This window comes from Nonomuraea sp. NPDC049649, from assembly GCF_040675175.1.
Taxonomy (GTDB): domain Bacteria; phylum Actinomycetota; class Actinomycetes; order Streptosporangiales; family Streptosporangiaceae; genus Nonomuraea.
The window spans coordinates 645,922-671,154 of record NZ_JBFAOH010000001.1; the positions used below are offsets into that span (position 1 = coordinate 645,922).

A 25,233-nucleotide genomic window follows, 5' to 3' on the forward strand; every position below is an offset into this window, starting at 1 on the left:
AGCCGGCGCCCGCATCCTTACAGAGGGCTCTTGTTATAGCACGCTGAGTAAAGGAAGTTTGGCGATTCCTTCACCCTGGCGTGAGCCCGGATGGCTCCTGCCCGGAGAGACGGCGGTCAGACGCGGGCGACCCCGTCGGCCTTGGCCTGCGCGGCGACGGCCGCGATGACGGCGGGGGCGACCCGCTTGTCGAAGGCGCTCGGGATCACGTAGTCGGCCCGGAGGTCGTCGCCCACCACGTCGGCGAGCGCGTTGGCGGCGGCCACCTTCATGTTCTCGGTGATCGCGGTGGCCCGCACGTCCAGGGCGCCGCGGAAGACGCCGGGGAAGGCCAGCACGTTGTTGATCTGGTTGGGGAAGTCGGACCGGCCGGTGGCCACGACCGCGGCGTGCCTGGCGGCGACCTCGGGGGCGACCTCGGGCGTCGGGTTGGACAGCGCGAACACGATGGCGTCGTCGGCCATGGAGGCGATGGCCTCCTCGCTGACGGTCGATCCGGACAGGCCGACGAAGACGTCCGCGCCCGCCAGCGCCTCCTCGGTGGATCCGCTCAGCTTGGCGCGGTTGGTGTCGGCGGCCAGGGACTCCTTGATCGGGTTGAGCCCCTCGCGACCGGCGTAGATCACGCCCTTGGAGTCGGCGACGGCGAGGTCGCCGATGCCCGCCTCCAGCAGCATGCGGCTGACCGCGACGCCGGACGCGCCGGCCCCGGCCACCACGGCCCTCAGGTCGCCCAGCGAGCGGCCGGTGAGGCGGGCGGCGTTGCGCAGCGCGGCCGTCACCACGATCGCGGTGCCGTGCTGGTCGTCGTGGAAGACGGGGATGTCGAGCCTCTCGCGCAGCCGCTCCTCGACCTCGAAGCAGCGTGGGGCGCTGATGTCCTCCAGGTTGATGCCGCCGAACGAGGGCGCGAGCCGCACCACGGTCTCCACCAGCTCGTCGACGTCGGTGCAGGCCAGGCAGATGGGCACCGCGTCGACGCCGCCGAACTCCTTGAACAGCAGCGCCTTGCCCTCCATCACGGGCATGGCGGCCGACGGCCCGATGTCGCCGAGGCCGAGCACGGCGGTGCCGTCGCTGACCACGGCGACGACGTTGGACACCCAGGTGTAGGTGTCGGCCAGCGCGGGCGTCTCGGCGATGGCGGTGCAGACGCGGGCCACGCCGGGCGTGTAGGCGAGCGCCAGGTCGTCGGCGTCGCGGACCGGAACGGTGGAGCGGACTTCCAGCTTGCCTCCGCGGTGGAGGGCGAACGCCGGATCGGACTCGTGAGCGGATGTGAAGGACACAGCGACCCCAGTAGTGGTTGAGACGGAAAAGACCATGGGCAGACTGTTGAGGATCCGGCCCGGTTTCGCCAGGATCCCCTCGTGGGTGCCTTGGAGGGGTTACGGGGGTCACCCGTCGCTCCATACTGACACATGCTGAGACGCGGTCCGGTATCACCCCCGACGCCGATACGTTGACGCATCGTTAAACATCCGATGGCAGATTGCGTCTAAATTCGCTCTAAACTGCACAAAACCCAACCTTTCGATGGATACCTCTTCGAGGAGGCCTCCCCATGGCCCTCTGGCCCTTGAAGCGCCGCGGCGTGGCCGCCAGTGCGCTCGCGTTGACCGCCGCTCTGACCCTGGCCGCGTGCGGCAGCGACTCGGGAGGTTCCGGCACGACCTCCGCCACCGCCTCGGCCGCTGACGACAGCGGCGCGAAGCTGGTGAAGCCGGGCAAGCTGACGACCTGCACCAACGTCCCCTACGAGCCGTTCCAGTTCAACGACGACAGCGGCAAGGTCGTGGGCTTCGACGTCGACATCGTCGACCTCGTCGCCGAGAAGCTGGGTGTCGAGCAGGAGATCGTCGACATCGACTTCGCCGTGATCAAGAGCGGCGCCGCCATGGCCACCAACAAGTGCGACCTGGCCGCCGCGGGCATGACCATCACGGAGGAGCGCCAGAAGAACATCACCTTCTCCGACCCGTACTTCGACGCCACCCAGGCCCTGCTGGCCAAGAAGGGCACCGGCGCCAAGTCCCTGGACGACGTCAAGTCGATGGGCCTCAAGCTGGGTGCCCAGGCCAGCACCACCGGCCTCGACTACGTCAAGTCGCAGGGCTTCGACCCGACCGAGTACGCCGACTCGCCCAAGGAGCTGCTCGCTCTCCAGGCCGGCCAGGCCGACGTGATCGTCCAGGACCTGCCCGTGGTGCTCACCTGGCTGAAGAAACCGGAGATCGCGGAGAAGTTCGAGATGATCGCCAGCCTCGACACCGGCGAGCAGTACGGGCTCGGCATGAAGAAGGACGCCGACCCGGTGCTGGTCAAGACCGTCAACGAGGTCCTGGCCGCGGCCAAGGAGGACGGCCGGTACGAAGAGATCTTCATGAAGTGGTTCGGCAAGAAGCCCGGCGAGCTGGGCTGATCCATGGCGGATCAGCCGAGGACGGCTGAGCCGGCCCCGCGCCGGCTCAGCCCCCGCAAACGGCAGCGCGTCTTCCGCGGCGTCCAGTACGTCATCCTGGTCGCCGCGGCGATCGCCCTGGCCCTGTACGCCGACTGGCCCAGCCTGGCCGACAACTTCGCGCGGCTGGACATCGCGGAGCAGATGCTGCCCGAGCTGTTCACGGTCGCGCTGCTGAACACGATCATCTACGCGGTCGGCGGGTTCGCGTTCTCCTTCGTGTTCGGCCTGATCGTGGCGCTGATGCGGCTGTCCACCGTGGGCCCCTACCGGTGGCTGGCGACGCTCTACATCGAGATCTTCCGGGGCGTACCCGCCCTGCTGGTCTTCCTGATGATCGTCTTCCTGCCGCTGGCGCTGCCCGGCTTCGTGGTGCCGTTCGGCACCTACGGCCAGGCCATCCTCGGCCTCGGCCTGGTCGGCACCGCCTACCAGGCCGAGATCTTCCGGGCGGGGTTGCAGGCGGTGCCTCGCGGCCAGACCGAGGCCGCCCGGTCGCTGGGCATGTCGGCGAGCCGGGCCCAGTTCACCGTGGTGGTCCCGCAGGCGATCCGGATCGTCATCCCGCCGACCACCAACCAGTTCGTGGCCCTGCTCAAGGACTCCTCGCTGGTGCTCTTCCTGGGTGTGTCGGGCCAGTACGTGGACCTGACCAAGTTCGGCAACGACATGGCGTCCACGCACGCCAACGCCACTCCCATCCTGGTGGCCGGCCTGACCTACCTGATCGTCACGGTGCCGCTGGGCTACCTGGCGGGACGGCTGGAGAAGCGCAAGGGGGCGGGCCGATGACGCACGCGATCGAGATCAAGGGCCTGCACAAGCACTTCGGCCAGAACAAGGTCCTGCGCGGCATCGACATGACCGTCGACACCGGCCAGGTCGTCTGCGTGATCGGGCCCTCGGGCTCCGGCAAGTCGACGCTGCTGCGCTGCGTCAACCTGCTGGAGGAGCCCACCCGGGGCAAGGTCTACGTCGACGGCGTCGAGGTGACCGACCCGGACGTCGACATCGACGCGGTACGGCGCCGCATCGGCATGGTCTTCCAGCAGTTCAACCTCTTCCCGCACATGACGGCGCTGCAGAACGTCATGATCGCCCAGCAGCGGGTGCTCAAGCGCGGCAAGCGGGAGGCCGAGAAGATCGCCAGGGAGAACCTGGAGAAGGTCGGCGTCGGCGAGAAGTGCGACTCCTTCCCCACCCAGCTCTCCGGCGGGCAGCAGCAGCGGGTGGCCATCGCCAGGGCGCTGGCCATGGACCCCGGCCTCATGCTGTTCGACGAGCCCACCTCCGCGCTCGACCCGGAGCTGGTGGGCGACGTGCTCGCGGTCATGCGCAAGCTGGCCGAGGAGGGCATGACCATGCTGGTGGTCACCCACGAGATGGGCTTCGCCCGCCAGGTGGCCGACCGGGTGGTGTTCATGGACGGCGGCGTCATCGTCGAGGACGGCCCGCCCTCCCAGGTGATCGGCGACCCGCGGCAGGAGCGGACCCGGACCTTCCTGGAGCGCGTCCTGCATCCCGAGGAGTGACGGCCGGGCGCCCGCACGGCGGGCGCCCGGTGATTTTCGTGTAATACTCCCGCATGGACTTGACCTCTTACGCCGAGTGGGCGGTCCGCCTCGTCAACGACCCCGACCCCCCGCCGGAGCTGCGGCAGCTCCGCGCCGAGCTGGCCGCCGTCTTCGACGCCGCGTCCAGCGAAGAGCGGCTGGTGGCCCTGCTCAACGAACTCCTCGCGCGCTATCCCGTACGACCTCAGCTCACCGACCACGACGGCCGGGGCTGGCACCTGCACCTGGCCGGCCACAGCGGCCCCGCGGCCGTGATGGGGCTCGCCTCGGTGGTGGCCGAGCTGGGCGCCGACCGGTTCGGCCGGTGCCGGGACCCGCGCTGCGCCCGCGCCTTCCTCGACACCTCCTCCAACCGTTCCCGCCGCTACTGCTCGGCCCGCTGCGCCAGCAGGGCCAACGTCGCGGCCTACCGCGCCCGCCGCCGCGGCGGCCAGTAACGCAGGACGACGCGGCCCACGAGCTCGGGGACCGGGCCGAAGTCCCAGCTGTCGCGCCGGCCGCTCGCGCGCTGGTTGTCGCTCTCCAGCCACCAGCCGTCCTCGCCGTGCCAGGCGGCGCGCTTGACGATCAGCCGCTCGCGGTCGCCGGGCAGCCGGGCGACCACGATGTCGCCCGGTCTCACCCGGGCGCGGCGGCACACCAGCAGCCAGTCGCCCGGCAGCAGAGCGGGGCGCATCGAGTCGCCTTCGACACGCACTCTCACGGGCTCGCCACCCCTTTCTCCACAGCAGTTCGGAGACGAGTAAGGTCGGTACGAGGACCAAGCTGATTCGGCATCAAGGAAGGGACTTTCCGATGCTCGCACGACTGCTACGACCCAAGCATGTCGCTTCCGCCCACTGCGACCTGCCCTGCGGTGTCTACGACCCCGCCCAGGCTCGCGTCGAGGCTGAGTCGGTCAAGGCGATCATGGAAAAGTACGCGGCGAACGAGGACCCGGTCTTCCGCGCCCGCGCCATCAAGATCAAGGAGGAGCGCGCGGAACTGGTCAAGCACCACCTCTGGGTGCTCTGGACCGACTACTTCAAGCCGCCTCACCTGGAGCAGTACCCTCAGCTGCACCAGCTCTTCTGGGACGCCACGAAGCTCGCGGGCGCGGCCGGCGCCAAGGGCACCGTGGACGTCGCCAAGGGCGAGGAGCTGCTCGGCAAGATCGACGAGATCTCCAAGATCTTCTGGGAGACCAAGGCCGCCTAAACCGGCCTAAAGGCTCTGTGCGGCGACCTGCCGCACAGAGCCTTTTCCGTTGATGGCGAGTCTGAATCCGCCAAGCACGTCCTTCTGGCGGTAAGTTGCAGTCAGCGTCGTATACGCGAGGAGGATCGTGACCGAGGACACCGAGACGTGCGCGATGGGCGAGGCGGGCATTCGTGACGTGGTGAGCATAAGACTCCCCGCGGACAGCGCCTACCTGTCCGTGCTGCGTACGGCCACGGCCGGGCTGGCCGCCCGGCTGGATTTCACGCTCGACGAGATCGAGGATCTGCGGATCGCGGTCGACGAGGCGTGCGCCATGCTGCTGGGCGAGGCGGTGCCGGGCACCGACCTGACCGCCGAGTTCGAGCTGACCGGGCAGGAGATGCAGGTCCGCGTCCAGGTGGCGACGGTCGGGAGTTCCGCGCCGAAGCGCGACGACTTCGCCTGGATGGTGCTGACGGCCCTCGCCGACGACGTCGACGCGGTGACCGACGTGGCGGACCGTATGGCGATCATCCTGCGCAAGCGCCGAGGCGCGGCGAGGCCGGCGTGACGGAAAGGACTGGAGCCATGGCCGCCAGCGACCACGCCGTGCCCGACCGGGTCCGTGCTCGCATGCTGTTCGCCGAGCTGTCCGAGCTGGGCCCCGACGAGCCGCGCCGGCAACGCATCAGGGACGAGCTGGTCGAGCTTCACCTTCCCCTGGTCGAATACCTGGCCCGCCGTTTCCGTAACCGCGGGGAGTGGCTCGACGACCTCACCCAGGTCGCGACCATCGGGCTGATCAAGTCCATCGACCGCTTCGACCTCAACCGGGGCGTCGAGTTCTCCACGTACGCGACGCCGACCATCGTCGGCGAGATCAAGCGTCACTTCCGCGACAAGGGCTGGGCGGTCCGGGTGCCGCGCCGGCTGCAGGAGCTGAAGCTCTCGCTCACCAAGGCCATCAGCGAGCTGTCCCAGCGTGAGGGGCGTGCCCCCACGGTGGCGGAGCTGGCCTCCTACCTGAAGATGACCGAGGAGGAGGTGCTGGAGGGCCTCGAGTCGGCCAACGCCTACTCGACGGTCTCCCTCGACGCGCCCGACTCGGGCGACGACGACGCCCCGGCGGTGTCCGACTCGCTCGGCATCGTGGACGAGTCGCTCGAAGGCGTCGAGTACCGCGAGTCGCTCAAGCCGCTGCTCGAACGGCTGCCGCCGCGCGAGAAGCGGATCCTGCTGCTGCGGTTCTTCGGCAACATGACGCAGTCGCAGATCGCCACCGAGCTCGGCATCTCGCAGATGCACGTGTCGCGGCTGCTCGCCCGTACCCTCGCGCAGCTGCGCGAGGGCCTGACGGCCGACGACTAGGCGTCGTCGCCGTAGAGCGCGTGGGTGGTGGGCGGCGCCAGCAGCGCGCCCAGCCCGGCGAGGGCGATCACGATCAGCGGGATCCCGAGCGCGGGCTGGTCCGACTGGATGAGCGTGACCGCGACCGGGAGCAGGAAGATCTGGGTCACCACGCCGGGCGCCCTCGCCCAGCGTTCGCCGGCCAGCAGCCCGCCCCACGCCACCCAGAGCAGCCCGGCGCCGACCAGCACACCGAACGCGGCCTCGGCCACCGCGGCGGTCAGGTCGTCCGCCTCGCCGAGCACCGCCTCCACGGCGACGAAGATCCCCAGCCCCAGCGCGATCAGCCCCTCCAGGGCGACGATCACTGCGGCCATCATCAGACTCCACGGACGCTTCCCCACACCCGAACCTTATCCGGCCCGCCTGCCCCGACGGTCCGCCCTAAATAGGACGTTCGCGACAAGTCAGGCATCGATCAGCGGCTACGCTGGCCTCATGCGCGCGATGCTCCTGGTCAACCCCAAGGCCACCACCACCAACGCCCGCACCCGCGACGTGCTGATCCGCGCGCTCGGCGCGGCCGTGGAGCTGTCCGTCGAGGAGACGGCCTACCGGGGCCACGCGGCCACGCTCGCCGCCACCGCCCGGGCCAAGGGCTTCGACGTGGTGGCCGTGCTGGGCGGCGACGGCACCATCAACGAGACCGTGAACGGCCTGCTGAACCCGGTCAACGGCGGCCAGGAGCACCCCGGCGGCGACCCGAGCCGGCACCGCCCCGCGCTCGTCGTCATCCCCGGCGGCAGCGCCAACGTGTTCGCCCGCTCCCTGGGCCTGCCGAACAACCCCGTGGAGGCCACCGGAGCGGTGCTGGAGGCGCTGCGGGAGGGCCGCAGGCGCACCGTGGGGCTGGGCCAGGCGCTGTGGGAGGACGAGAGCCGCTACTTCACGTTCTGCGCGGGCCTGGGGTTCGACGCCGAAGTCGTCAGGGCGGTGGAGGGCCTGCGCGGCACCGGCCGCAAGGCCACGCCCCGGCGGTACGTGCACACCGCGCTGAGCCACTACGTGGCCACCGACAAACGCCACCCGGCGCTCACGCTGACTGGCCCCGGCATCCCCGAGGTCAGAGGGCTGTTCATGGCGATCGTCTCCAACACCTCGCCCTGGACCTACGTCGGCGGCCGGCCGGTCACGCCCACGCCCTGGGCGGGCTTCGAGACCGGGCTCGACCTGCTCGGCCTGCGGCGGATGGGCGTGTTCACACTGCTGCCGGTGATCCGCCACATCCTGACGGAACGTGACGCCCTCCCGTCGGGCCGGCACCTCACACAGCTCCACGACGAGGCCGAGTTCACCCTCACCGCGAGCCGCCCGGTGGCGTTCCAACTCGACGGAGACTACTTGGGCGAACGTGAGGCCGTGACGTTCCGCTCGACACCGAACGCGTTACAAGTTCTGGTCTAGATAGTTACGGACAGTAACGGTGTGACGCATACGACAGCCATTACGGCCAAAAGTGTGACCTCGCCCTCTTGCGTGTACTCTCCGTGGCTGAAAAGCTCATAGTGACGTCGGAACGTAGGACCTTTAACCAGAACCCCCTGGTCCTCCGGCGGTCACCGCGGGCAAACCCCGGCTCCCGACAGGACGCCGGGGCCTTGTTCGCACGCCTTAGTGAAACTCTTCACAAAGTAGTAGCCGCACCGGAGCCGACCGCAGGCTCCATCTACTAAGGAGTGGACGCATGGACTGGCGCCACCGAGCTGCCTGCCGTGACGTGGACCCCGAGCTCTTCTTCCCCATCGGGAACACCGGACCGGCACTCATGCAGATCGAGGAAGCCAAGGAGGTCTGCCGTTCCTGCTCGGTCATGGAAGCATGCCTCAAGTGGGCCCTGGAGTCCGGGCAGGACGCCGGTGTCTGGGGTGGCCTCAGCGAGGACGAGCGTCGCGCGCTCAAGCGCCGCACCGCCCGCGCCCGTGCCCGAGCCGCCGCCGCCTGACCGTCCCCGACTCGGAAGGCAGGAAAGCGCCTGAAGACCACGACGAGCCGACCAGCCTGGCACGACGAGGTGTCAGCCAGGACCACGCCGCGTCCCTGATCGAAGGGGCGCGGCGTCCAGGCTTGTAGGGGGTCATCCGGCGGGAAGCGGGATGGAGAGCGCGGCCTCGGTGCCGCCGCCGTCACGCGGGCTGATCGCGAGCTTGCCCGACAGCTCCCCCTCCACGAGGGTGCGGACGATCTGCAACCCGAGACTGGTGGAGCTGTCGAGGTCGAACCCCTCGGGCAGGCCCCGGCCGTCGTCCCAGACGACCACGTCCAGCCGCCCTGGCTCCGACTCCACCACCACCTGCAGCCGCTTCGGCCGGCCGTGCTGGAGAGCGTTCTGCAGCAGCTCGGTCAGGGCCATCGCGAGCGGGGTGGCGATGAGCGAGGGCAGCACGCCGAAGGCTCCCAGCCGGCGCGGCGTCACGTCCGCCTCCGGCGCCGACACCTCCCCCGCCATCGCGATCACACGGTCGGCGATCTCGTCGAAGTCGACGAACTCCTCCGGCGCATGGGAAAGGGTCTCGTGCACGATCGCTATGGAGCCCACGCGCCGCACCGCCTCCTCCAGGGCCTCCCGGCCCTCGGGCACCTGCAGCCGCCGGGCCTGCAGCCTGAGCAGGGCGGCCACGGTCTGCAGATTGTTCTTGACGCGATGATGGATCTCGCGGATGGTGGCGTCCTTGGTCATCAGCTCGCGCTCGCGCCGGCGCAGCTCGGTCACGTCGCGGATGAGCACCAGCGCGCCGATGCGGCCGCCGCCGACGATCAGCGGGATCGCGCGGAGCTGCACGATCGTGCCGCCCGACTCGACCTCGGTCTCCTTGGCGGCCCGCCCGCTCGCCACGATCATCAGGTCTTCGTTGATCGGCTCGTCGGAGTAACAGAGCGTGGCGGTGACCCGGCCCAGCTCGGCGCCGACCAGGTCGGCGTGGAGGCCGAGCCGCCGGTAGGCCGAGAGCGCGTTGGGGGACGCGTACGTGACCCGGCCCGCCCGGTCGAGCCGGAGCAGGCCGTCGCCGACGCGCGGCGAGCGCACCAGGATGGGCTCGTCGCCGGAGAACGGGAAGCGGCCCTCCGCCACCATCTGCGCGAGGTCGGAGGCGCTCTGCAGGTAGGTCAGCTCCAGCCGGGACGGGGTGCGAGCCGACGACAGGTTGGTGGAGCGCTGGATGACCGCCAGGAAGCGCGCCTGGCCGCCGGGGACGGCCCGCCGCACCGGTATGGTCTCCTCGCGCACCGGGACGCCCGTCGACCAGTCGGGGTCGCCCTCGCGGCAGATGCGCCGCTCGTCCCAGGCGGTGTCGATCAGCGGGCGCTCACCCTTGGCCACGACGCTGCCGACGACGTCGTCGTGGTAGACGGTGGGGCCGGTGGTCGGGCGCATCTGCGCGATCGCGATCCAGCCCTCCTCGCCCAGCAGCGGCGCCCACAGGATGAGGTCGGCGAACGACAGGTCAGCCAGCAGCTGCCAGTCGGAGACCAGCGAGTGGAGCCAGTCGAGGTCCGCCTCGTCGAGCGCGGTGTGACGGGCGACGAGGTCGCTGAGAGTCGGCACGGTTGCATCATGCGCGGTTTCTCGCTCAACAGCCAAACCGGCGCTCTGGGGAGGACACGGGCGGATATGAACCCGGTTGCCACCCCGCCCCCGGCTGTGGATATCCTTCACCATCAGCCTGAGCTGCCTGTACGGGCGCGCGGCAGGGCAGGTGAGCGGGTCTGCGCGGAGCAGGGAGCCGGGACACCGGCACGTTGCCCTCGCACGCGGTTGACCGTGAGGGCAGATCTGGGTTCCCATGATCCAGCGGTGATCAGACACGCCCTCACCGCCGTGGCAGAAGTGAAGGTGAGAGCGTGACAGACGGCGTTTCGGACGACAGCCCTCGCGTACCGAAGTACTACGACGTGAAGCGGGCCCTGCTCGAGCTCACCAAGACGCTCCAGCCGGGCACCGCACTGCCGCCCGAGCGGACGCTCGCGGTGCGTTTCGAGACCTCCCGCACCACGGTCAGGCAGGCCCTGACCGAGCTGGTGGTGGAGGGACGGCTGCTGCGCATCCAGGGCAAGGGCACGTTCGTCGCGCAGCCCAAGGTGGCCCAGGTGCTCCAGCTCACCTCGTACATCGGAGACCTGCGCACGGCCGGGCTGGAGCCCGACACGAAGATCCTGGAGATGGGCTACATCACCGCCGACGAGGCGCTGGCGCGGCGGCTGGCGATCAACCCGGGCGGCCGGGTGCTCCGCATCCACCGCCTGCGGCTCGCCAACGGCGAGCCGGTCTCGATCGACACCACCCACCTGTCCGCGCGGCGCTTCCCGCGCCTGCGCCGCGAGCTGGAGGCCCATCCCTCGCTGTACGAGACGCTGCACAACGCCTACAGCGTGCGGCCGACCGACGCCGAGGAGATCATCGAGACGGTGCTGGCGACCCCGTACGACGCGAAGCTGCTCGGCGTGGACGTCGGCCTGCCCATGCTGCTGCTCACCCGCCACGCCTTCGACGCCGACGGCAACCCTGTGGAGTGGGCGCAGTCCCTCTACCGCGGCGACCGCTACAAGTTCGTCACCCGCCTCCGCCGCCCCTGACCTGCTCAGGACGGTGGCAGCACGGTCACCTGCCTGCGCCGTCCCTGACCTGGTCAGAGAGGTGGCGGCGCGGTCACCGTGAGTACGCTTGGGGAGATGAGCGTGCTCGTGGTGACCGGGACCGACACCGGAGCCGGCAAGACGGTGGTGGGCGCCGCCCTGGCCGCGCTGGCGCGGTCCCGCGGGGCGAGCGTGGCCGTGGTCAAGCCCGCCCAGTGCGGAGTGGCCCCGGGCGAGCGCGGCGACATGGACGAGGTCATCCGGCTGTCGGGGGTGCAGACCACGTTCGAGCTGGCCAGGTTCGAGCAGCCGCTGTCACCGGCCGCGGCCGCGCGGGCGGCCGGGGTGGCGCCGGTGTCGCTGCCGCGGGCCGCGCTGCGGATCCGGGAGCTGGCCGAGAGCACCCGCCTGGTGATCGTGGAGGGCTCGGGCGGGCTGCTGGTGCGCTACGACGAGGACGGCGCGACGATCGCCGACCTGGCGCGGCTGCTCGGCGCGCAGGTGCTCGTGGTGACCAAGGCCGGGTACGCGGCGGTCAACCACACGGCGCTGACCCTGGAGGCGCTCGCGCACCGGGGGCTGGACCTGGCCGGGGTGGTGATCGGCAGGTGGCCGGACGAGCCGGGCCTGACCGCGCGGAGCAACGTGGCCGATCTGGAGATGCTGGCGGCCCGGCCGCTCGCGGGCGCGATCCCGGAGGGCGCGGAGCGGCTCGACCCGGACGCCTTCGAGGCCGTGGCGCGGCGCGGGCTGGCGGTGACGCTGGGGGGCGCCTTCGATCCGGCGGCGTTCCGGGCCTCGTTCCGCGTCTAGACTTGCCGGGTCGGCAAAGACGTTTGCGGGAGTGGTCATGGCGGAACCGATCGAGGAGGTGCTGGCCCAGGTCGGCCCCCGGCTGAAGCGGCTGCGCGCCGAGCACGGCCTGACCCTGACCGGGCTGGCCGAGACGACCGGCATCTCCACCAGCACCCTGTCGCGCCTGGAGTCGGGCCAGCGGCGGCCCACCCTGGAGCTGCTGCTGCCCATCGCCCAGGCCTACCAGGTGCCGCTGCAGGAGCTGGTGGGCGCGCCCGAGGTGGGCGACCCGCGCATCCGGCCCACGCCCCGGCAGCTGAACGGCATGACCGTGCTGCCGCTGACCCGCCAGCCGGGCCCGCTGCAGGCCTACAAAATGATCATCCCGTCCCGGGGCGACACGCCCGACCCGCAGACCCACGAGGGCTACGAATGGCTCTACGTGCTGTCCGGGCGGCTGCGCCTGGTCCTGGCCGGGCGCGACCTGACGCTGAAGGCCGGGGAGGCGGCCGAGTTCGACACCCGGCTGCCGCACTGGTTCGGCTCCGCCGACGAGCAGCAGCCCGTCGAGATCCTCAGCCTCTTCGGCAGGCAGGGCGAGCGCATGCACATCCGCGCCCGGCCGCGCTCCCGCGAGCATTGACCACTGTTTACCTAAGTGACTCATTGGTAAGTTCCCGGGCATGGAGTCTGCGAAGCACGCCGGTGACGCCGCCGTCGCCGTGTCCAAGGCCTATGGCGTCGAGACCATGTTCACCCTCTCGGGGGCGCACGTCTTCCCCCTCTACGACGGCGCCCAGCACGAGGGCATGCGCATCCTCGACGTACGCCACGAACAGAGCGCGGTGTTCGCCGCGGAGGCCACCGCCCGCCTGACGAGGAAGCCCGGCCTGGCGGTGCTGACGGCGGGCCCCGGCATCACCAACGGCGTCAGCGGCGTCGCCACGGCCCACTTCAACGGCTCGCCGGTGGTCGTCATGGGCGGGCGGGCCCCCCACTCCCGCTGGGGCAGCGGCGCCCTCCAGGAGATGGACCACCCGCCGCTGCTGTCCCCGATCACCAAGCTGGCGTTCACCTCCTCCGGCCCCGACTCGGTCGGCCAGGACGTCGAGATGGCGTTCCGCACGGCCGTGGCGCCGCACCGGGGGCCGGTCTTCCTCGACTTCTACATGGACCACCTGTTCTCGCCGTCGCCCGTACACGAGCCGCGGACGCAGACGCCCTCCCCGCTGGAGCCCGACCCCGACGACCTGCGCGCCATCGCCCGCCTGCTCGCCGAGGCCGAGCGCCCGGTCCTGGTGTACGGGTCCGACGTGTGGATGGACCGGGCCGAGGAGGCCGCCCGCGACTTCGCCGAGGCGTGGCGGCTGCCGGTCATCCCCAACGGCCAGGGCCGCGGCATCCTCCCGGCCGGTCACGAACTGCTCGTCACCCGCGCCCGCGGGCAGGCGTTCGCCAAGGCCGACCTGGTCATCGTGATCGGCACCCCGCTCGACTTCCGGCTCGGCTACGGCTGGTTCGGCGGCAAGGACGGCGCGCCGCTGGCCCGGGTGGTGCACATCGCCGACGCGCCGTCCCACCTGACCACCCACATGCCGCCCGCCGCCTCCGCCGCCGGCGACCTGTCGGTGGTGCTGTGGAGCCTGGGCGACGCCTGCGGCGAGGCGGGCGTCAAGCCGTCCCGGTACGCCGGCTGGCTGTCCACGCTCTCCGAGGCCGCCTCGGCCGCCATCGCGGGCGACGCCGAGCTGCTGGCCTCCGACGCCGACCCGATCCACCCCATGCGCGTCTACGGCGAGCTGGCCAAGGTGCTCGCCGACGACGCGGTGGTCATCGGCGACGGCGGCGACTTCGTCTCCTACGCCGGCAAGTACGTCGAGCCCAAGCAGCCGGGCAACTGGCTCGACCCCGGCCCGTACGGCTGCCTCGGCACCGGGCTCGGCTACGCCATCGCCGCCCGCCTGGCCCGCCCGTCGTCGCAGGTGGTGCTGCTGCTCGGCGACGGCGCCGCCGGCTTCTCGCTGATGGACGTGGACACGCTGGTGCGCCACCGCCTGCCGGTCGTCATGATCTGCGGCAACAACGGCATCTGGGGGCTGGAGAAGCACCCGATGCAGCTGCTCTACGGCTACGACGTGGCCGCCGACCTCCAGCCGGAGTGCCGCTACGACCAGGTGGTGACGGCGCTGGGCGGCGGCGGCGAGCTGGTCACCCACCCGTCGGAGATCGGGCCGGCGCTGCGCCGCGCGTTCGACTCGGGCATCCCGTATCTGGTCAACATCGCCACCGACCCGGAGATCGCCTACCCGCGCAACACCACGGGGATCTGAGCGGCTACTGCTTGGGCCTGTTGGGGTCGGGCGTGATCGTGGCGCTCGGGGTGGGCTGGCCGCAGGACTCGATCTCGATCAGGACGACCTTGACCACCCGGCCCACCGTGAGCTCCACGCCGCCGTCCGGCCAGCTCTGCGCGACCTTCAGGCACTCTTCCTTCACCTTGCCGTGGGTCTGGTCGTCGGCGTCGACCTTGAACCCGACCTGATGCAGCATGGCCTTCGCCTGCGGGTAGGGCAGGTCGACCACGTAAGGCACCGGCTTCTTGGGAGACGGCGTCGGAGTGGGAGTCGGCGACTTGGACGGCGACGGGCTGGAGGTGGCCGTAGGGGTGGCCGTGGGAGTAGGAGACACCGTCGGCTTCGTCGCCTCGCGTGTCGTCGGCCTCTCCACCGGGCGGACCCGATTCTCGGACGTGGACTTCTCGGACGGCCGCTCGACAGGCGTCGACGGCTGGCTCTTGGTCGGCGGCGGCTCCTCAGTGGGCGCCTCCGTCGGGGTCGGATCCATCGCGAGGGTCTCGCTGGGCACCGGGGTCTCCCCGCTCATGTTGCTCAGCGCGACCGCGCCCGCGCCCGCGCCGACCACCAGCGCGGCGGCCAGGGCGGCCACCAGACCGCCTCTGCGGGGCGTCTTGGGGGCTCGGCGGCCCTGCCGCGGCCCGGCCTCCGTGGTGGCCTCCGCGGCCTGCACAGCGCCGGTCTGATAGCCGCCCGCCTGATAGGCGCCGGTCTGGTAGGCCGCCACGGGCGGGGCCATGGTCGCACCGGTCGTCGGCATGACCGGCTGGACCGGCTGGACGGCAGGCGGCGGCGGGGCGCCCGCGGCGATCATGCGCGCGGTCTCGCCCATCGTCCGGGCGTTCGGGAAGCGCCGCGCCGGGTCCTTGGACAGCGCCTGCTCCACCAGCGCGCGCACCGGCCCCGGAATGTCGGGGGGCAGCGGCGGAGGCGCCTCCCGGATGTGCTTGAGCGCGATCGTGACGGGGCTGTCGCCGTCGAACGGCCGCTGGCCCGCCAGGCACTCGTAGGCGACCACGCCGAGCGCGTAGATGTCGACGGCGGGCGTCACCGGGGCGCCCTCGGCCTGCTCGGGCGCGCAGTAGGCGGCGGTGCCGAGCACCATGCCGGCGTCGGTGAGCCGGTTGCCCACGTCGGACCTGGCGATGCCGAAGTCGGTGATGACGAGCGTGCCGTCGCGCTGCACGAGCAGGTTGCCCGGCTTGACGTCGCGGTGGACGATGCCCTGGTCGTGGACGGCCTGCAGAGCGAGCGCGGCCTGCGCGATGAGCTCCATGGCCGGCTGCGGGGCGATGCGGCCCAGCCGGGAGAGCAGCCGGTCGAGCGGCTCCCCGTCGACGAACTTCATCACCAGGTAGACGGTGTCGCCGCTGACGCCGTAGTCGTAGACGTCGACGACCCCGGGATGGTTGATCGTCGCCATCGCCCGGGCCTCGGCCTGGAAGCGGGCCAGGAAGCCGGGATCCTGCATGCGGCCGGGGAGCAGCACCTTGACGGCGACGGTCCGCGCGAGGACCGTGTCCTCGCCGCGCCAGACCTCGCCCATGCCGCCTGCGCCGATGCGGGTATCCAGACGATACCGCCCGGCCAGCGTCGTCCCTTGGGCCACCATGACTTCCCCCGCTACCCCTCTGCCTCGCGAACCTCGCCCACCCCAGGGTCCTCCAACAAAGCGAACTTGTGTCGCGGTGAGGTAACACAGAGGTCACGGAACTTCGAGAGTGTACGGCTCACTCATCTCACCTGCCACACAAAAGCCACAAGCCGTACAAACCCTATCCTGTGCGCCCAGGGTGGCGCTTGTCCCGGTTTTCCACCAGATCACCATGCCCGGACGTCACTACTAGGCTGGGACGCATGACGCTCGCTCCAGGTCTCCGCGCACAGTTGACGATCATGGTAGAGGTGGAGGACACCGCGCCGAAGATCGGCAGCGGCGACGTGCCGGTGCTGGCCACGCCGCGCCTGCTCGCGCTCGCCGAGCAGGCGACCGTACGGGCCGTCCTCGACCGGCTGGAGCCGGGACAGACCTCCGTCGGCACCCGGGTCGAGCTCGAACACCTGGCCGCCAGCCCGATCGGCACGCACGTCGAGATCGCCGTCGAGCTGACCGAGGTCGACGGCAGGCGGCTGGTCTTCGGTTTCACCGCCCGCGACCGGGACGCGGTCGTCGGCCGCGGCACGATCGAGCGGGTGGTGGTCGACCGCGACAGGTTCATGGCGCGCGTCACTCGATGACGGCGATCAGGTCGCCTTCCTGGATCACGTCGCCCTCGGCCACCTTCAGCGTGGTCACCACGCCGTCGTCCTCGGCGAGCACCGGGATCTCCATCTTCATCGACTCCAGGATGACCAGCGTGTCGCCGTCGGAGACGGTGTCGCCCTCCTGGACGACCACCTTCCACACGTTCGCCACCATCTCGGCACGGACCTCAGCCACCGCCACTCCCCTCTACGAAATGATCCAACAATGTCATGCGGGCTTGCCGCCGCGCATCCGCGCCACCAGGCCGGTGTCGTAGCCACCGCTGACGAACTCATCGTGCTCCAGCAGCTCCGCGCAGAACGCCAGGTTGCTCTTGGGGCCCTCGACCGTGAAGCCGGCCACCGCCTTGCGCGCCCGCTCCAGCGCTTCCGTACGGGTCGGGGCGTGCACGCACAGCTTGGCCATCAGCGGGTCGTAGAACGGGGTCACCACGTCGCCGGCGGCGTAGCCGGAGTCGACCCGCACCCCGTCGCCCGCGGGCTCCTCCCAGGCGGTGATCGCGCCGGGCCCGGGGAAGAAGCGCTTGGGGTCCTCGGCGTAGACGCGGAACTCGATCGCGTGACCCGAGGTCGCGGGCGCCACCTCGGGGCTCTCCCCCGCGGCGACCCGCAGCTGCAGCTCCACCAGGTCGAGCCCGGTGACCAGCTCGGTGACCGGGTGCTCCACCTGCAGCCGGGTGTTCATCTCCAGAAAGACGAAGTCCTGCGCGTCGGCGTCGACCAGGCACTCGACCGTGCCGGCGCCGAGATAGCCGACCGCCTCACCGGCGCGCACGGCCGCCGCGAGCATCCGCTCGCGCAGATCGGGGGTGAGGCCGGGGGACGGCGACTCCTCCACCACCTTCTGGTGGCGGCGCTGCACCGAGCAGTCGCGCTCGCCCAGCGCCACGACCTCGCCGCCGGGCAGGCCGAGGATCTGCACCTCGACGTGGCGGGCCCGCTCGATGTAGCGCTCCAGCAGGATGGCCGGGCCCGCCAGGGCGTCGCCCGAGAACCGCGCGGCCGCCCGGGACGCCTGCTCGAACGCCTTCGCCAGCTCCCGCTCGTCACGGGCGACGCTCATGCCGATCCCGCCGCCGCCTCCGGCGGTCTTGACCATCACCGGGTAGCCGATGCGCCCGGCGGCCTCCAGCGCCGCCTCGAGGTCGGTGACGGGCTCGCGGGTGCCCGCCGCGACCGGCACCCCGGCCGCCTCCATCAGGTTACGCGCGTTGATCTTGTCGCCCATCCGCTCGATCGCCTCGGGCGACGGCCCCACCCAGACGAGCCCGGCGTCGATCACGGCCCGCGCGAACGCGGCGTTCTCCGCCAGGAACCCGTAACCCGGGTGGATCGCCCGCGCCCCGGTCGCCCGGGCCGCCTCCAGCACCTTGGCCGGGTCGAGATAGCTCTGCGCGGGCGGCGCCGGGCCGATCAGGACCGCCTCGTCGGCCTCACGCACGAACGGCAGCCCCGCGTCCGCCTCCGAGTGGACCGCGACGGCCCGCAGCCCCAGCCTCTTGACCGTACGGACGATCCGGCGGGCGATCTCTCCCCGGTTGGCGACCAACACAGGCCCCAGCGACTCAATCAGCACGCAGCAACCCTACGGCTCAGGCCACCGCCGACCCTTTCCCCCGACACCACCGATCCGGACAACCGGATCTGTAGGTTTCCTACAATTGCGGGCGCCGGCGGGCCCGCGCGCCGCCCGTCCCGCTGCGTGACCCCTACAGCCGCAGCAGGGGGCGGTCCGCCACCCGGGCCAGCGCCTCCACCGCGTCGGCGTCGTAGGCGACGCCCGCGCCCAGCCGCAGCCGCTCCAGCGCGGCGCCCGCCCGGTCGCGGTCGGTCGACCCGCCCAGCAGGTCGTCGTAGGCGTTGGCGACCTTGATGATGCGGCTGGCCAGCGGCGGATCCTCGCTCACCGGGTCGCACTGCCGGCTCACCAGGTCGGCGACCCGGTCGAGCACGCCCGTCTGCCTGATCACCTCGGCGCCCAGCTCGGCGATGCGCCGGGCCTGGTCGGGCTCGGCCAGCACGGTGGCGCCGCCGGGGATGGGGTCGCGCAGCGAGAGCTGGCCGATGTCGTGCATCAGCGCGGCGTACTCCAGCTCCAGCAGCTCCGGCTCGGCCATGCCCAGCTCCCTGCCGACGGCGACGGCCAGGCGGCTCACCCGGCGCGAGTGGCCCGGCTCGACGTAGCCGCCGACCTCGGTGACCCTGGACAGGGCGCGCACGGTCTGCAGGTAGGTGGCGCGGATCCCCGCGTACTTGCGGAAGGCGACCTGGGTGACCAGCAGCGGGGCCGCGAAGACGAGCAGCGCCACCAGGTCCATGCTGTGCGTGGCGAGCGCCAGCAGCACCCCCGAGGAGGCCACCGCGGCGCTCAGCGGGAAGGCCACGTTGAGCTCGTCGCGGACCGCCACCCGGAACGCGGTGCGCACCTGCTCGGCTCTGAGCATGGCCGCTATCAGCACGTCGGCCAGCAGCATCACGCCGATCAGCGCCACCATCACGCCGAGCGCCGGCCACCAGGTGCCGTGTTCCTCGCGGGTGAGCTGGTAGAGCGGGTCGGCGAGCGGCCGGTAGGCGAAGGCCAGCAGCGCGCCGGTGAGCAGCCGGCGGGCCATCGCGTCGAGCCGGGGCGGCCGGCCGACCGCCAGGTGGGGCAGCGCGCCCGCGACCATGCCGGCCGCGATCACGGCGACCACCTGGAGCGCGGAGTGGCGCAGCTGCTGCTGGCTGATGTCGAGCAGGAGCGTGTAGCCGAGCGCGGCGGCGGCCCCGATGGGCGCCACCTCCCGGTTGCCCGGCATGGTGAGCCTGGCCAGCTCCCCGGCCGCGATCAGCGCGCCGAACCCGAGGGCGATCTCCGGCCGGTCGAGCCCGGCGGCCGAGACGTGCGCCAGGCCCGCGACGGCGACCGCGCCCGCCGCGGCGATCAGCAGCAGCTGGCCCGTGCGGAACCGCCGCAGCCCACGGGTCACTGCCCGCTCACCACTTCGATGGGAGCGGTGGGGTCGTCGTGGTCCTTGGCGGCGGTCTCGGCGGCGTCGGGCGGCGGCGGGTCGACGCGGCGCGGCGGCTGCCACGGCTCGCGCTCCAGCGCCCGCACGAACGCGGCCACCATGACCGGGTCGAACTGGGTGCCGGCCCCCTTGTGCAACTCCTCCACGGCCACGCTGACCGGCCGGGCGCCGCGGTAGGAGCGGTCGGAGGTCATCGAGTCGAACGCGTCGGCCACCGCGATGATCCGGGCGAACTCCGGGATCTCGTCGCCGGCCAGCCCCATCGGGTAGCCCTTGCCGTCCTGGCGCTCGTGGTGGTGCATGATCCCGGCGAACGCCTCGTCGAGGAAGTCGATGCCCTGCACGATCTCCAGCCCGCGCATCGGGTGGAGCTGGATCGCGGCAATCTCGTCCTCGGTGAGCGGCCCGTCCTTCTGCAGCACCTTGGTCGGCACGCCGAGCTTGCCCACGTCGTGGAGCATGCCCGCGTAGCGGATGGCCCGGGTCCGCTCCACCCCCATGCCGATCTCCTCGGCGATCATCCCGGACGCGAGCGAGACCCGGGTGCAGTGGCCCCGGGTGTAGTAGTCCTTGGTCTCCACCGCCTGGCACAGGGCCGCGATGGTCGCGTCGTACGAGCGCTGCTGCGCGTGGTACTGGCCGAACGCCCAGCGGGCCACGAAGAGCGGCACCAGCACCAGCACCGCCGAGATCGACTGGATGGTCGCCCACAGGCCCGCCACGAGAAGCCCGAAGGTGGCGTAGCCGAAGTACGACAGCAGGAACTGGGTCAGCCCGCGCAGCGGCAGGTCGACCGGCCTGCCGCGGTTGGCCAGCCGGACCATGGTGAGCGTGAGCAGGATGTTGAGGGGCACGAACACCGCGGTCGCGGCCACGTACGGCCCGATGAGGTCGTCGAACTCGTTGACCTCGGGCACGCCGATCGCGCCGCCCAGCCAGACGTAGACGAACCCGGCGGCGTAGCCGCAGATGGCGAACTGCGCGCCGTTGAAGACCCGTTTGACGAACGGCAGCCCGGGGCGGACGCTCAGCACGGCGGTCAGCCCCACCAGCGCCGCGCCCTCGGGCCCGATCAGCACGACGGCGGCCAGCGCGGCCGAGAAGCTGACCGAGACCGCGAAGTGCTCCACGGTGAGCAGCGTCGGCATCGACTCGCACACCAGGAACAGGAGCATGAGCACGAGCAGGACGTCGAGATTGCCCGCCACGGCGGGACCCCCCGGCTCGGCGGCGCCCCACCCGATGAGCCCGGCCACCGCGCCGATCAGGGCGACCAGGTAGACCCTCGCGGGCCACGGCAGTTCACGCATTGCGGCCCCCAACGCGCGTTCAGGTCCAGGAAACCCCGGGCGGCGCGGCGCCGCCCGCCAGGACCGCGACCACGGGAGTGATGAGCACGGCGGCCGTGAACAGCCTGGCGATCAGTCGTTTCAACATGCGCTCGCCTCCACGTCGATTGGTGGGACTCACGCTACAGAAGCCTGCGCCCGCAAACCGCCCGAGTCGTGAATCGCAAGCAAAGCGTAATCGAACAACTACCTGCGGCGATTTCTGGCCCACTCCACCGTCAGCTTGATGCCGGTGGACAAGTCGACGCGAGGCTCCCAGCCCAGGCCCTCGTAGGCGGGCACCGGGTCGACGGCCATCGCGGGCAGGTCGCCGGGGCGCGGCGGCGCGAAGCCCGGCTTGTCGGGCGCGCCGACCGCGTCGGCGATCAGCGAGTGGAGCCTGCGGTCGGTGGTCTGGATGCCGGTGCCGAGGTTGAACCGGCGGCCGTCGCCTTCGGACCCGCACGCCCGGACGAAGCCCTCGACGACGTCCTCGACGTAGACGTAGTCGCGGGTCTGCGTGCCGTCGCCGTAGACGATCGTCGGAGTGCCGGAGAGCAGCGCGTCGGTGAAGATCGACACCACGCCCGCCTCGCCCTCGGGCGACTGGCGCGGGCCGTAGACGTTGGACAGCACGAGCGAGGTGTACTCCATCCCGTACAGCCCGCGGAAGGCGTGCAGGTAGGTCTCGCCGCTGAGCTTGGAGGCGGCGTACGGGGAGCGCGGGTCGGTCGGGGCGTCGCCCGGCACGGGGATGGTCTGCGGCCTGCCGTAGACGGCGACGGACGAGGCGAAGACCACCTTGCGCGCGCCGCCCTCCCGGGCGGCGTTCAGCACGGCTGCGGTGCCGACGACGTTGGTGTGGGCGTCGAGCACCGGGTCGGCGACGCTCTTGCGCACGCTGATCTGCGCGGCGAGATGGCAGACGACCTCGGGGCGCAGCTCGGCGGCGAGGGCGGTCAGGGCGGGGTCGCGGATGTCGAGCTCGTGCAGCCGGAGCCGGCCCGTCCCGGTGGCCTCCTCCAGGTTGTCGCGGCTCCCCGACGACAGGTCGTCGACGACGGCGACCTCGTGCCCCTCTGCGAGCAGGCGGTCGACGAGATTGGACCCGATGAACCCGGCACCCCCGGTGACAAGCACGCGCATGGGGAGATCCTAGTCGGCCAGCTCGGCTCTCACTCGTGCGATGCGCGCCAGAACCTTGTCACGCAGATCGCCGGGGACCGGATCGCAGCCGCACTTCTTGGCGACGAGCTGCTTGATGGCCTGGTCGAGGTCGTACTCCTCCAGGCAAGGACCGCACTCGTCGAGATGCACGCGGATGGCGGCGACGTCGTCGGCGGTCAGCTCGCCGTCGAGGTACTCGTAGACCCTGTCGAGCACCTCGCGACAGTCGGTCTCATGCGGCTTGCCACAGCTCATTTCGATCCCTCCGTCGGGACCAGGCCCCGCTCACGAGCATAATCCTCCAGCAGACCGCGCAACTGCCTTCGCCCACGGTGGAGCCGCGACATCACGGTGCCGATCGGAGTGCCCATGATCTCGGCGATCTCCTTGTACGGGAAACCCTCGACGTCGGCGAGGTAGACGGCGATCCTGAAATCCTCGGGCAGCGCCGCAAGGGCGTCCTTGACGTCGCTGTCGGGAAGCCGATCGAGCGCCTCCACCTCGGCGGACTTCAGCCCGCTGGAGGTGTGCGACTCGGCCCGCGCGAGCTGCCAGTCCTCGATCTCCTCGGCGTGGGACTGCTTGGGCTCGCGCTGCTTCTTGCGGTAACTGTTGATGAAGGTGTTGGTGAGAATCCGGTAGAGCCACGCCTTGAGGTTGGTGCCCTGCTGGAACTGGTGGAAGGAGGCGAACGCCTTGGCGAAGGTCTCCTGCAGCAGGTCCTCGGCGTCGGCCGGGTTTCGAGTCATGCGGAGCGCGGCCGAATAGAGCTGTTCGAGGTAGGGCATGACGTCACGCTCGAACCGCTCACCCCGCTGCTCCAGAGTCTCCGCTCCTGTCGCGGGCACCGGACCCACCCCCCTATGATCACCGGTGACCTGCTCTGGCGGGACACCGTACTCAGGGGAGGATACCCGCTCGCCGGCGACCTCCTGGTCGGCGGGGACGACGCTGAGCAATGTGAGCATGCTCCTCGCAACACGCCCGTGTGCTCGTCTGTTCCCCCAAGATAGAAGGTGACGAACAACCCGGTGCGGGGAAAACCATACGCACCGGCTGGTAGCCATTTTCCGGAACCCAGGAGTCGCGCGTGCTGCCCATTCCGGCCGAGGAACTCAACGGCTCAGGAACGCTGGGGCCGTACTGGACCTTTTACCACGCCGTAGTCGCCGAACAGCTCAGCAGATGGCTCCCCGCCGATCCCTCCGTCGTCCTCGACCTGTCCGGCGGCCGCGGCCGGTGGTCCAGCCAGGCCGCCCGGGCGGGCCACCGGGTGATCGAGGTGCTCGACTTCCGCCGGACCTCCGAGGCCGTCCGGCTGCGGGAGGCGGGGCTGGTCCGCCACGTGCGCGCCGACGACCTGTCCTTCCTGCCGGACGAGAGCGTCGACGCGGTGGTCGCCGAGGAACGGGCGCTGTCGATCGAGCTGATGGCCGAGTCGGCGATGAGCGACGTGGCCCGCGTGCTCAAGCCCGGCGGGCGCGCCCTGGTGTGCGTCGACTCGCTGGTGCTGGGCATGGCGATCCTGGCCGAGCAGGGCCAGTGGCAGCACCTGCGGCAGACCGGCGAGGTCATGCTGGTGCCGTGGCCCGACGGCAGCATCACGCGCTGCTTCAGCAGCACGCAGCTGCGCGAGCTGCTGACGGGCGCCGGGCTGGAGGTCGAGTGGGTGCGCCCGCGCACGGTGCTGTCGCCCTCGACGGTCGACCACGTGCTCGGCTCCGACACCCGGACCCTGTCCTACCTCGTCCGCACCGAGCTGGAGGCGCATCCGGACGACGACGACACGGTCGGCATCCACCTGGTGGCCAGCGCCCGCAAGCGGTGAGCTAACGCCTGCGCTCGCGCTTGGACTGGCACTGCACGCAGCGGGACGCCTCGGGGCGGGCCTCGAGCCTGCCTTCCGGCACTTTCCCGCCGCAGTCGACGCACTGCCCGTAGGTGCCTTCGTCCAGCCTTTTAAGCGCGGCGAGCACGGCGCTGCGCTGCGTGGTGGCCAGGTTGAGCATCGCCCTGGCACTGTCGGAGTCGGTCAGGTCGGACCCCGCGTCGGCGGCCGAGTACTCCCCGACCGAGACCGGGCCGCCCTTCAGCACCCCGATCGACCGATCGAGTTCGGCGAGCATCTCTTCCAGTCGCTCACGAGCGGTCGCGACGTCCACGGATCCGCACCTCCGGGAAAGTGAGGGCAACCCGCGGCGGGAGCTCCCCGAATCCCGCGCGGTGCGATTTTGGGGCATTTGGCAAGCCGTGACACTGATGCCAGGCTTTCCTCACCGGATGCCCACTTCCCGCACTCCTTACACCTTTTCAGGAGCGGGCCCCCTCCCCTCCGCGACCAGCGGCTCGCTGAGGGTGGCGTGCCGCCTCAGAAGAGGGCGCCCTCCCCCTCCTCCGCCAGCGGTTCGATGAGGCCCGGGCCGTTGTTCCTGACGTTGTTGACGTCGGTGCTGACCGGATAGGCGGTCAGCCTGCCCGGCTGGGCCGGGACCAGCAGCCGCTGCGCCTGCCCGGTGTCGGTGACCTGCGGGTCGAGCCACTCTTCCCACCGGTCCCGCTCGATCATCATCGGCATCCGGTCGTGGATGTGGCCCAGCTCGTCCTCCGCGTCGGTGGTGATCACCGTGCAGGTGACCAGCCACTTCAGCGGGTCGTCGTCGGCCCGGCCCGGGTCCTTCCAGAACTCGTACAGGCCCGCCATCGCCAGCACCCCGCCGTCGGCCGGGTGGATGAAGTACGGCTGTTTCTTCTTCTTGTCGCCCTCGACCGGCATCCACTCGAAGTAGCCGTCGGCGGGCAGCAGGCAGCGCCGCTTGGCGAACGCGCGCCGGTAGGACGGCTTCTCCGCCAGCGTCTCGGCCCTCGCGTTGATCATCCGCGAACCGATGGACGGGTCCTTGGCCCAGGGCGGCACCAGCCCCCACTTGACCACCCGGAGCTGCCGCACCGCCCGCTGAGCCTCCGCGGGCACGCGGCTCAGGACGGCGTAGACGTTCTTGGTCGGCGCCACGTTGTAGTCGGCGCCGAGCTCCTTGTCAGGGTCGGCGTCCTGCTCCACCTGGAACTCCTCCAGGAGCTGGTGCTTGCTCCGCGCCGACGCGTATCTCCCGCACATGCCTC

29 protein-coding genes are annotated in these 25,233 nt (G+C 71.0%); 15 read left to right on the top strand and 14 right to left on the bottom strand.

What is annotated here, in order from left to right; genetic code table 11:
* Positions 1-116: 116 nt before the first annotated feature.
* Positions 117-1,325: an NADP-dependent malic enzyme gene (locus tag AB0J42_RS03045; RefSeq protein WP_364288042.1), complete on the bottom strand. Its 1,209-nt coding sequence runs from the start codon at positions 1,323-1,325 to the stop codon at positions 117-119.
* A gap of 239 nt (positions 1,326-1,564) precedes the next feature.
* Between AB0J42_RS03045 and AB0J42_RS03050 the strand changes: the two genes are divergently transcribed.
* From AB0J42_RS03050 to AB0J42_RS03065, 4 genes are read left to right on the top strand one after another with little or no spacing between them, the layout of a single operon-like run.
* Positions 1,565-2,422 (top strand): transporter substrate-binding domain-containing protein, encoded by an 858-nt coding sequence (locus tag AB0J42_RS03050; RefSeq protein WP_364288045.1) that lies wholly within the window; start codon positions 1,565-1,567, stop codon positions 2,420-2,422.
* Positions 2,423-2,425: 3 nt separating this feature from the next.
* A complete protein-coding gene (locus AB0J42_RS03055; RefSeq protein WP_364288048.1) occupies positions 2,426-3,253 on the top strand; it encodes an amino acid ABC transporter permease in 828 nt (275 codons plus the stop codon).
* Positions 3,250-3,993 (top strand): amino acid ABC transporter ATP-binding protein, encoded by a 744-nt coding sequence (locus AB0J42_RS03060; protein ID WP_364288051.1) that lies wholly within the window; start codon positions 3,250-3,252, stop codon positions 3,991-3,993. The genes AB0J42_RS03055 and AB0J42_RS03060 overlap by 4 nt, the downstream gene beginning before the upstream one ends.
* A gap of 53 nt (positions 3,994-4,046) precedes the next feature.
* Complete coding sequence (locus AB0J42_RS03065; RefSeq protein WP_364288054.1) at positions 4,047-4,472, top strand: CGNR zinc finger domain-containing protein; 426 nt, start codon at positions 4,047-4,049, stop codon at positions 4,470-4,472.
* On the opposite strand, the gene AB0J42_RS03070 is transcribed toward AB0J42_RS03065, so the two are convergent.
* Positions 4,442-4,840: a S24 family peptidase gene (locus AB0J42_RS03070; protein WP_364288057.1), complete on the bottom strand. Its 399-nt coding sequence runs from the start codon at positions 4,838-4,840 to the stop codon at positions 4,442-4,444. The genes AB0J42_RS03065 and AB0J42_RS03070 overlap by 31 nt on opposite strands.
* Here AB0J42_RS03070 and sodN point away from each other — a divergent pair.
* The 3 genes from sodN (at position 4,831) to AB0J42_RS03085 (ending at position 6,582) form a co-directional block, all read left to right on the top strand.
* A complete protein-coding gene (gene sodN / locus AB0J42_RS03075; RefSeq protein ID WP_364288060.1) occupies positions 4,831-5,232 on the top strand; it encodes a superoxide dismutase, Ni in 402 nt (133 codons plus the stop codon). The genes AB0J42_RS03070 and sodN overlap by 10 nt on opposite strands.
* Before the next feature lie 154 nt (positions 5,233-5,386).
* Entirely contained in the window at positions 5,387-5,785 is a 399-nt protein-coding gene (locus AB0J42_RS03080; protein WP_364288207.1) for an anti-sigma factor, read from the top strand.
* Between the two features lie 17 nt (positions 5,786-5,802).
* Positions 5,803-6,582: an RNA polymerase sigma factor SigF gene (locus AB0J42_RS03085; RefSeq protein ID WP_364288063.1), complete on the top strand. Its 780-nt coding sequence runs from the start codon at positions 5,803-5,805 to the stop codon at positions 6,580-6,582.
* On the opposite strand, the gene AB0J42_RS03090 is transcribed toward AB0J42_RS03085, so the two are convergent.
* Positions 6,579-6,965, bottom strand: coding sequence for a hypothetical protein (locus tag AB0J42_RS03090; RefSeq protein ID WP_364288066.1), 387 nt, complete (start codon positions 6,963-6,965; stop codon positions 6,579-6,581). The genes AB0J42_RS03085 and AB0J42_RS03090 overlap by 4 nt on opposite strands.
* 94 nt (positions 6,966-7,059) lie before the next feature.
* Between AB0J42_RS03090 and AB0J42_RS03095 the strand changes: the two genes are divergently transcribed.
* Both AB0J42_RS03095 and AB0J42_RS03100 read left to right on the top strand, forming a co-directional pair.
* Positions 7,060-8,025, top strand: a complete 966-nt coding sequence (locus AB0J42_RS03095; protein ID WP_364288069.1) for a diacylglycerol kinase family protein — start codon at positions 7,060-7,062, stop codon at positions 8,023-8,025.
* 280 nt (positions 8,026-8,305) lie between these two features.
* A complete protein-coding gene (locus AB0J42_RS03100) occupies positions 8,306-8,563 on the top strand; it encodes a WhiB family transcriptional regulator (RefSeq protein ID WP_364288072.1) in 258 nt (85 codons plus the stop codon).
* Positions 8,564-8,695: 132 nt separating this feature from the next.
* On the opposite strand, the gene AB0J42_RS03105 is transcribed toward AB0J42_RS03100, so the two are convergent.
* Positions 8,696-10,165, bottom strand: a complete 1,470-nt coding sequence (locus AB0J42_RS03105) for a histidine kinase N-terminal domain-containing protein (RefSeq protein WP_364288075.1) — start codon at positions 10,163-10,165, stop codon at positions 8,696-8,698.
* 296 nt (positions 10,166-10,461) lie between these two features.
* Between AB0J42_RS03105 and AB0J42_RS03110 the strand changes: the two genes are divergently transcribed.
* The 4 genes from AB0J42_RS03110 to AB0J42_RS03125 all read left to right on the top strand — a co-directional run bounded on the left by AB0J42_RS03110 (position 10,462) and on the right by AB0J42_RS03125 (position 14,318).
* Positions 10,462-11,193, top strand: a complete 732-nt coding sequence (locus tag AB0J42_RS03110) for a GntR family transcriptional regulator (RefSeq protein ID WP_364288078.1) — start codon at positions 10,462-10,464, stop codon at positions 11,191-11,193.
* 96 nt (positions 11,194-11,289) lie between these two features.
* Complete coding sequence (bioD, locus tag AB0J42_RS03115) at positions 11,290-12,006, top strand: dethiobiotin synthase (protein WP_364288081.1); 717 nt, start codon at positions 11,290-11,292, stop codon at positions 12,004-12,006.
* A 37-nt stretch (positions 12,007-12,043) separates the two neighbouring features.
* Positions 12,044-12,631, top strand: coding sequence for an XRE family transcriptional regulator (locus AB0J42_RS03120; protein WP_364288084.1), 588 nt, complete (start codon positions 12,044-12,046; stop codon positions 12,629-12,631).
* A 40-nt stretch (positions 12,632-12,671) separates the two neighbouring features.
* Complete coding sequence (locus tag AB0J42_RS03125) at positions 12,672-14,318, top strand: acetolactate synthase (protein WP_364288087.1); 1,647 nt, start codon at positions 12,672-12,674, stop codon at positions 14,316-14,318.
* Positions 14,319-14,322: 4 nt separating this feature from the next.
* On the opposite strand, the gene AB0J42_RS03130 is transcribed toward AB0J42_RS03125, so the two are convergent.
* Positions 14,323-15,954 (bottom strand): serine/threonine protein kinase, encoded by a 1,632-nt coding sequence (locus tag AB0J42_RS03130; protein WP_364288090.1) that lies wholly within the window; start codon positions 15,952-15,954, stop codon positions 14,323-14,325.
* A gap of 245 nt (positions 15,955-16,199) precedes the next feature.
* Between AB0J42_RS03130 and AB0J42_RS03135 the strand changes: the two genes are divergently transcribed.
* Positions 16,200-16,580, top strand: a complete 381-nt coding sequence (locus AB0J42_RS03135; RefSeq protein ID WP_364288093.1) for a thioesterase family protein — start codon at positions 16,200-16,202, stop codon at positions 16,578-16,580.
* On the opposite strand, the gene AB0J42_RS03140 is transcribed toward AB0J42_RS03135, so the two are convergent.
* The 7 genes from AB0J42_RS03140 to AB0J42_RS03170 form a co-directional block, all read right to left on the bottom strand.
* Positions 16,570-16,782 (bottom strand): biotin/lipoyl-binding carrier protein, encoded by a 213-nt coding sequence (locus AB0J42_RS03140; protein ID WP_364288096.1) that lies wholly within the window; start codon positions 16,780-16,782, stop codon positions 16,570-16,572. The two genes, AB0J42_RS03135 and AB0J42_RS03140, sit on opposite strands and share 11 nt — an antisense overlap.
* Positions 16,783-16,815: 33 nt before the next feature.
* On the bottom strand, positions 16,816-18,183 hold the full coding sequence (locus tag AB0J42_RS03145; protein WP_364288099.1) for a biotin carboxylase N-terminal domain-containing protein: 1,368 nt from the start codon (positions 18,181-18,183) through the stop codon (positions 16,816-16,818).
* 133 nt (positions 18,184-18,316) lie between these two features.
* A complete protein-coding gene (locus AB0J42_RS03150; protein WP_364288102.1) occupies positions 18,317-19,576 on the bottom strand; it encodes an HD domain-containing phosphohydrolase in 1,260 nt (419 codons plus the stop codon).
* Complete coding sequence (locus AB0J42_RS03155) at positions 19,573-20,928, bottom strand: HD-GYP domain-containing protein (RefSeq protein WP_364288105.1); 1,356 nt, start codon at positions 20,926-20,928, stop codon at positions 19,573-19,575. Before AB0J42_RS03155 ends, AB0J42_RS03150 begins: the two co-directional genes overlap by 4 nt.
* A 225-nt stretch (positions 20,929-21,153) precedes the next feature.
* A complete protein-coding gene (locus AB0J42_RS03160) occupies positions 21,154-22,092 on the bottom strand; it encodes an NAD-dependent epimerase/dehydratase family protein (RefSeq protein ID WP_364288108.1) in 939 nt (312 codons plus the stop codon).
* A gap of 9 nt (positions 22,093-22,101) precedes the next feature.
* Positions 22,102-22,368, bottom strand: coding sequence for a mycothiol system anti-sigma-R factor (gene rsrA / locus AB0J42_RS03165; protein ID WP_364288111.1), 267 nt, complete (start codon positions 22,366-22,368; stop codon positions 22,102-22,104).
* Entirely contained in the window at positions 22,365-23,081 is a 717-nt protein-coding gene (locus AB0J42_RS03170) for a sigma-70 family RNA polymerase sigma factor (protein ID WP_364288114.1), read from the bottom strand. The genes rsrA and AB0J42_RS03170 overlap by 4 nt, the downstream gene beginning before the upstream one ends.
* 122 nt (positions 23,082-23,203) lie before the next feature.
* Between AB0J42_RS03170 and AB0J42_RS03175 the strand changes: the two genes are divergently transcribed.
* Positions 23,204-23,941, top strand: coding sequence for a methyltransferase domain-containing protein (locus tag AB0J42_RS03175; RefSeq protein WP_364288117.1), 738 nt, complete (start codon positions 23,204-23,206; stop codon positions 23,939-23,941).
* 1 nt (position 23,942) lies between these two features.
* On the opposite strand, the gene AB0J42_RS03180 is transcribed toward AB0J42_RS03175, so the two are convergent.
* Together AB0J42_RS03180 and AB0J42_RS03185 are read right to left on the bottom strand one after the other, a co-directional pair.
* Entirely contained in the window at positions 23,943-24,275 is a 333-nt protein-coding gene (locus AB0J42_RS03180) for a TraR/DksA C4-type zinc finger protein (RefSeq protein ID WP_364288120.1), read from the bottom strand.
* Positions 24,276-24,481: 206 nt separating this feature from the next.
* The gene (locus AB0J42_RS03185; protein ID WP_364288123.1) at positions 24,482-25,228 is read right to left on the bottom strand and encodes an SOS response-associated peptidase; all 747 of its coding nucleotides are present in this window, start codon (positions 25,226-25,228) and stop codon (positions 24,482-24,484) included.
* Positions 25,229-25,233 lie beyond the last annotated feature (5 nt).

Coding starts and splice junctions, on each gene's coding strand:
- AB0J42_RS03065 (WP_364288054.1), top strand. CDS start 4,047: ATGGACTTGACCTCTTACGCCGAGTGGGCGGTCCGCCTCGTCAACGAC.
- AB0J42_RS03050 (WP_364288045.1), top strand. CDS start 1,565: ATGGCCCTCTGGCCCTTGAAGCGCCGCGGCGTGGCCGCCAGTGCGCTC.
- AB0J42_RS03155 (WP_364288105.1), bottom strand. CDS start 20,928: ATGCGTGAACTGCCGTGGCCCGCGAGGGTCTACCTGGTCGCCCTGATC.
- AB0J42_RS03185 (WP_364288123.1), bottom strand. CDS start 25,228: ATGTGCGGGAGATACGCGTCGGCGCGGAGCAAGCACCAGCTCCTGGAG.
- rsrA (WP_364288111.1), bottom strand. CDS start 22,368: ATGAGCTGTGGCAAGCCGCATGAGACCGACTGTCGCGAGGTGCTCGAC.
- AB0J42_RS03135 (WP_364288093.1), top strand. CDS start 16,200: ATGACGCTCGCTCCAGGTCTCCGCGCACAGTTGACGATCATGGTAGAG.
- AB0J42_RS03100 (WP_364288072.1), top strand. CDS start 8,306: ATGGACTGGCGCCACCGAGCTGCCTGCCGTGACGTGGACCCCGAGCTC.
- AB0J42_RS03085 (WP_364288063.1), top strand. CDS start 5,803: ATGGCCGCCAGCGACCACGCCGTGCCCGACCGGGTCCGTGCTCGCATG.
- sodN (WP_364288060.1), top strand. CDS start 4,831: ATGCTCGCACGACTGCTACGACCCAAGCATGTCGCTTCCGCCCACTGC.
- AB0J42_RS03055 (WP_364288048.1), top strand. CDS start 2,426: ATGGCGGATCAGCCGAGGACGGCTGAGCCGGCCCCGCGCCGGCTCAGC.
- AB0J42_RS03060 (WP_364288051.1), top strand. CDS start 3,250: ATGACGCACGCGATCGAGATCAAGGGCCTGCACAAGCACTTCGGCCAG.
- AB0J42_RS03170 (WP_364288114.1), bottom strand. CDS start 23,081: ATGCTCACATTGCTCAGCGTCGTCCCCGCCGACCAGGAGGTCGCCGGC.
- AB0J42_RS03130 (WP_364288090.1), bottom strand. CDS start 15,954: ATGGTGGCCCAAGGGACGACGCTGGCCGGGCGGTATCGTCTGGATACC.
- AB0J42_RS03095 (WP_364288069.1), top strand. CDS start 7,060: ATGCGCGCGATGCTCCTGGTCAACCCCAAGGCCACCACCACCAACGCC.
- AB0J42_RS03080 (WP_364288207.1), top strand. CDS start 5,387: ATGGGCGAGGCGGGCATTCGTGACGTGGTGAGCATAAGACTCCCCGCG.
- AB0J42_RS03120 (WP_364288084.1), top strand. CDS start 12,044: ATGGCGGAACCGATCGAGGAGGTGCTGGCCCAGGTCGGCCCCCGGCTG.
- AB0J42_RS03045 (WP_364288042.1), bottom strand. CDS start 1,325: ATGGTCTTTTCCGTCTCAACCACTACTGGGGTCGCTGTGTCCTTCACA.
- bioD (WP_364288081.1), top strand. CDS start 11,290: ATGAGCGTGCTCGTGGTGACCGGGACCGACACCGGAGCCGGCAAGACG.
- AB0J42_RS03160 (WP_364288108.1), bottom strand. CDS start 22,092: ATGCGCGTGCTTGTCACCGGGGGTGCCGGGTTCATCGGGTCCAATCTC.
- AB0J42_RS03125 (WP_364288087.1), top strand. CDS start 12,672: ATGGAGTCTGCGAAGCACGCCGGTGACGCCGCCGTCGCCGTGTCCAAG.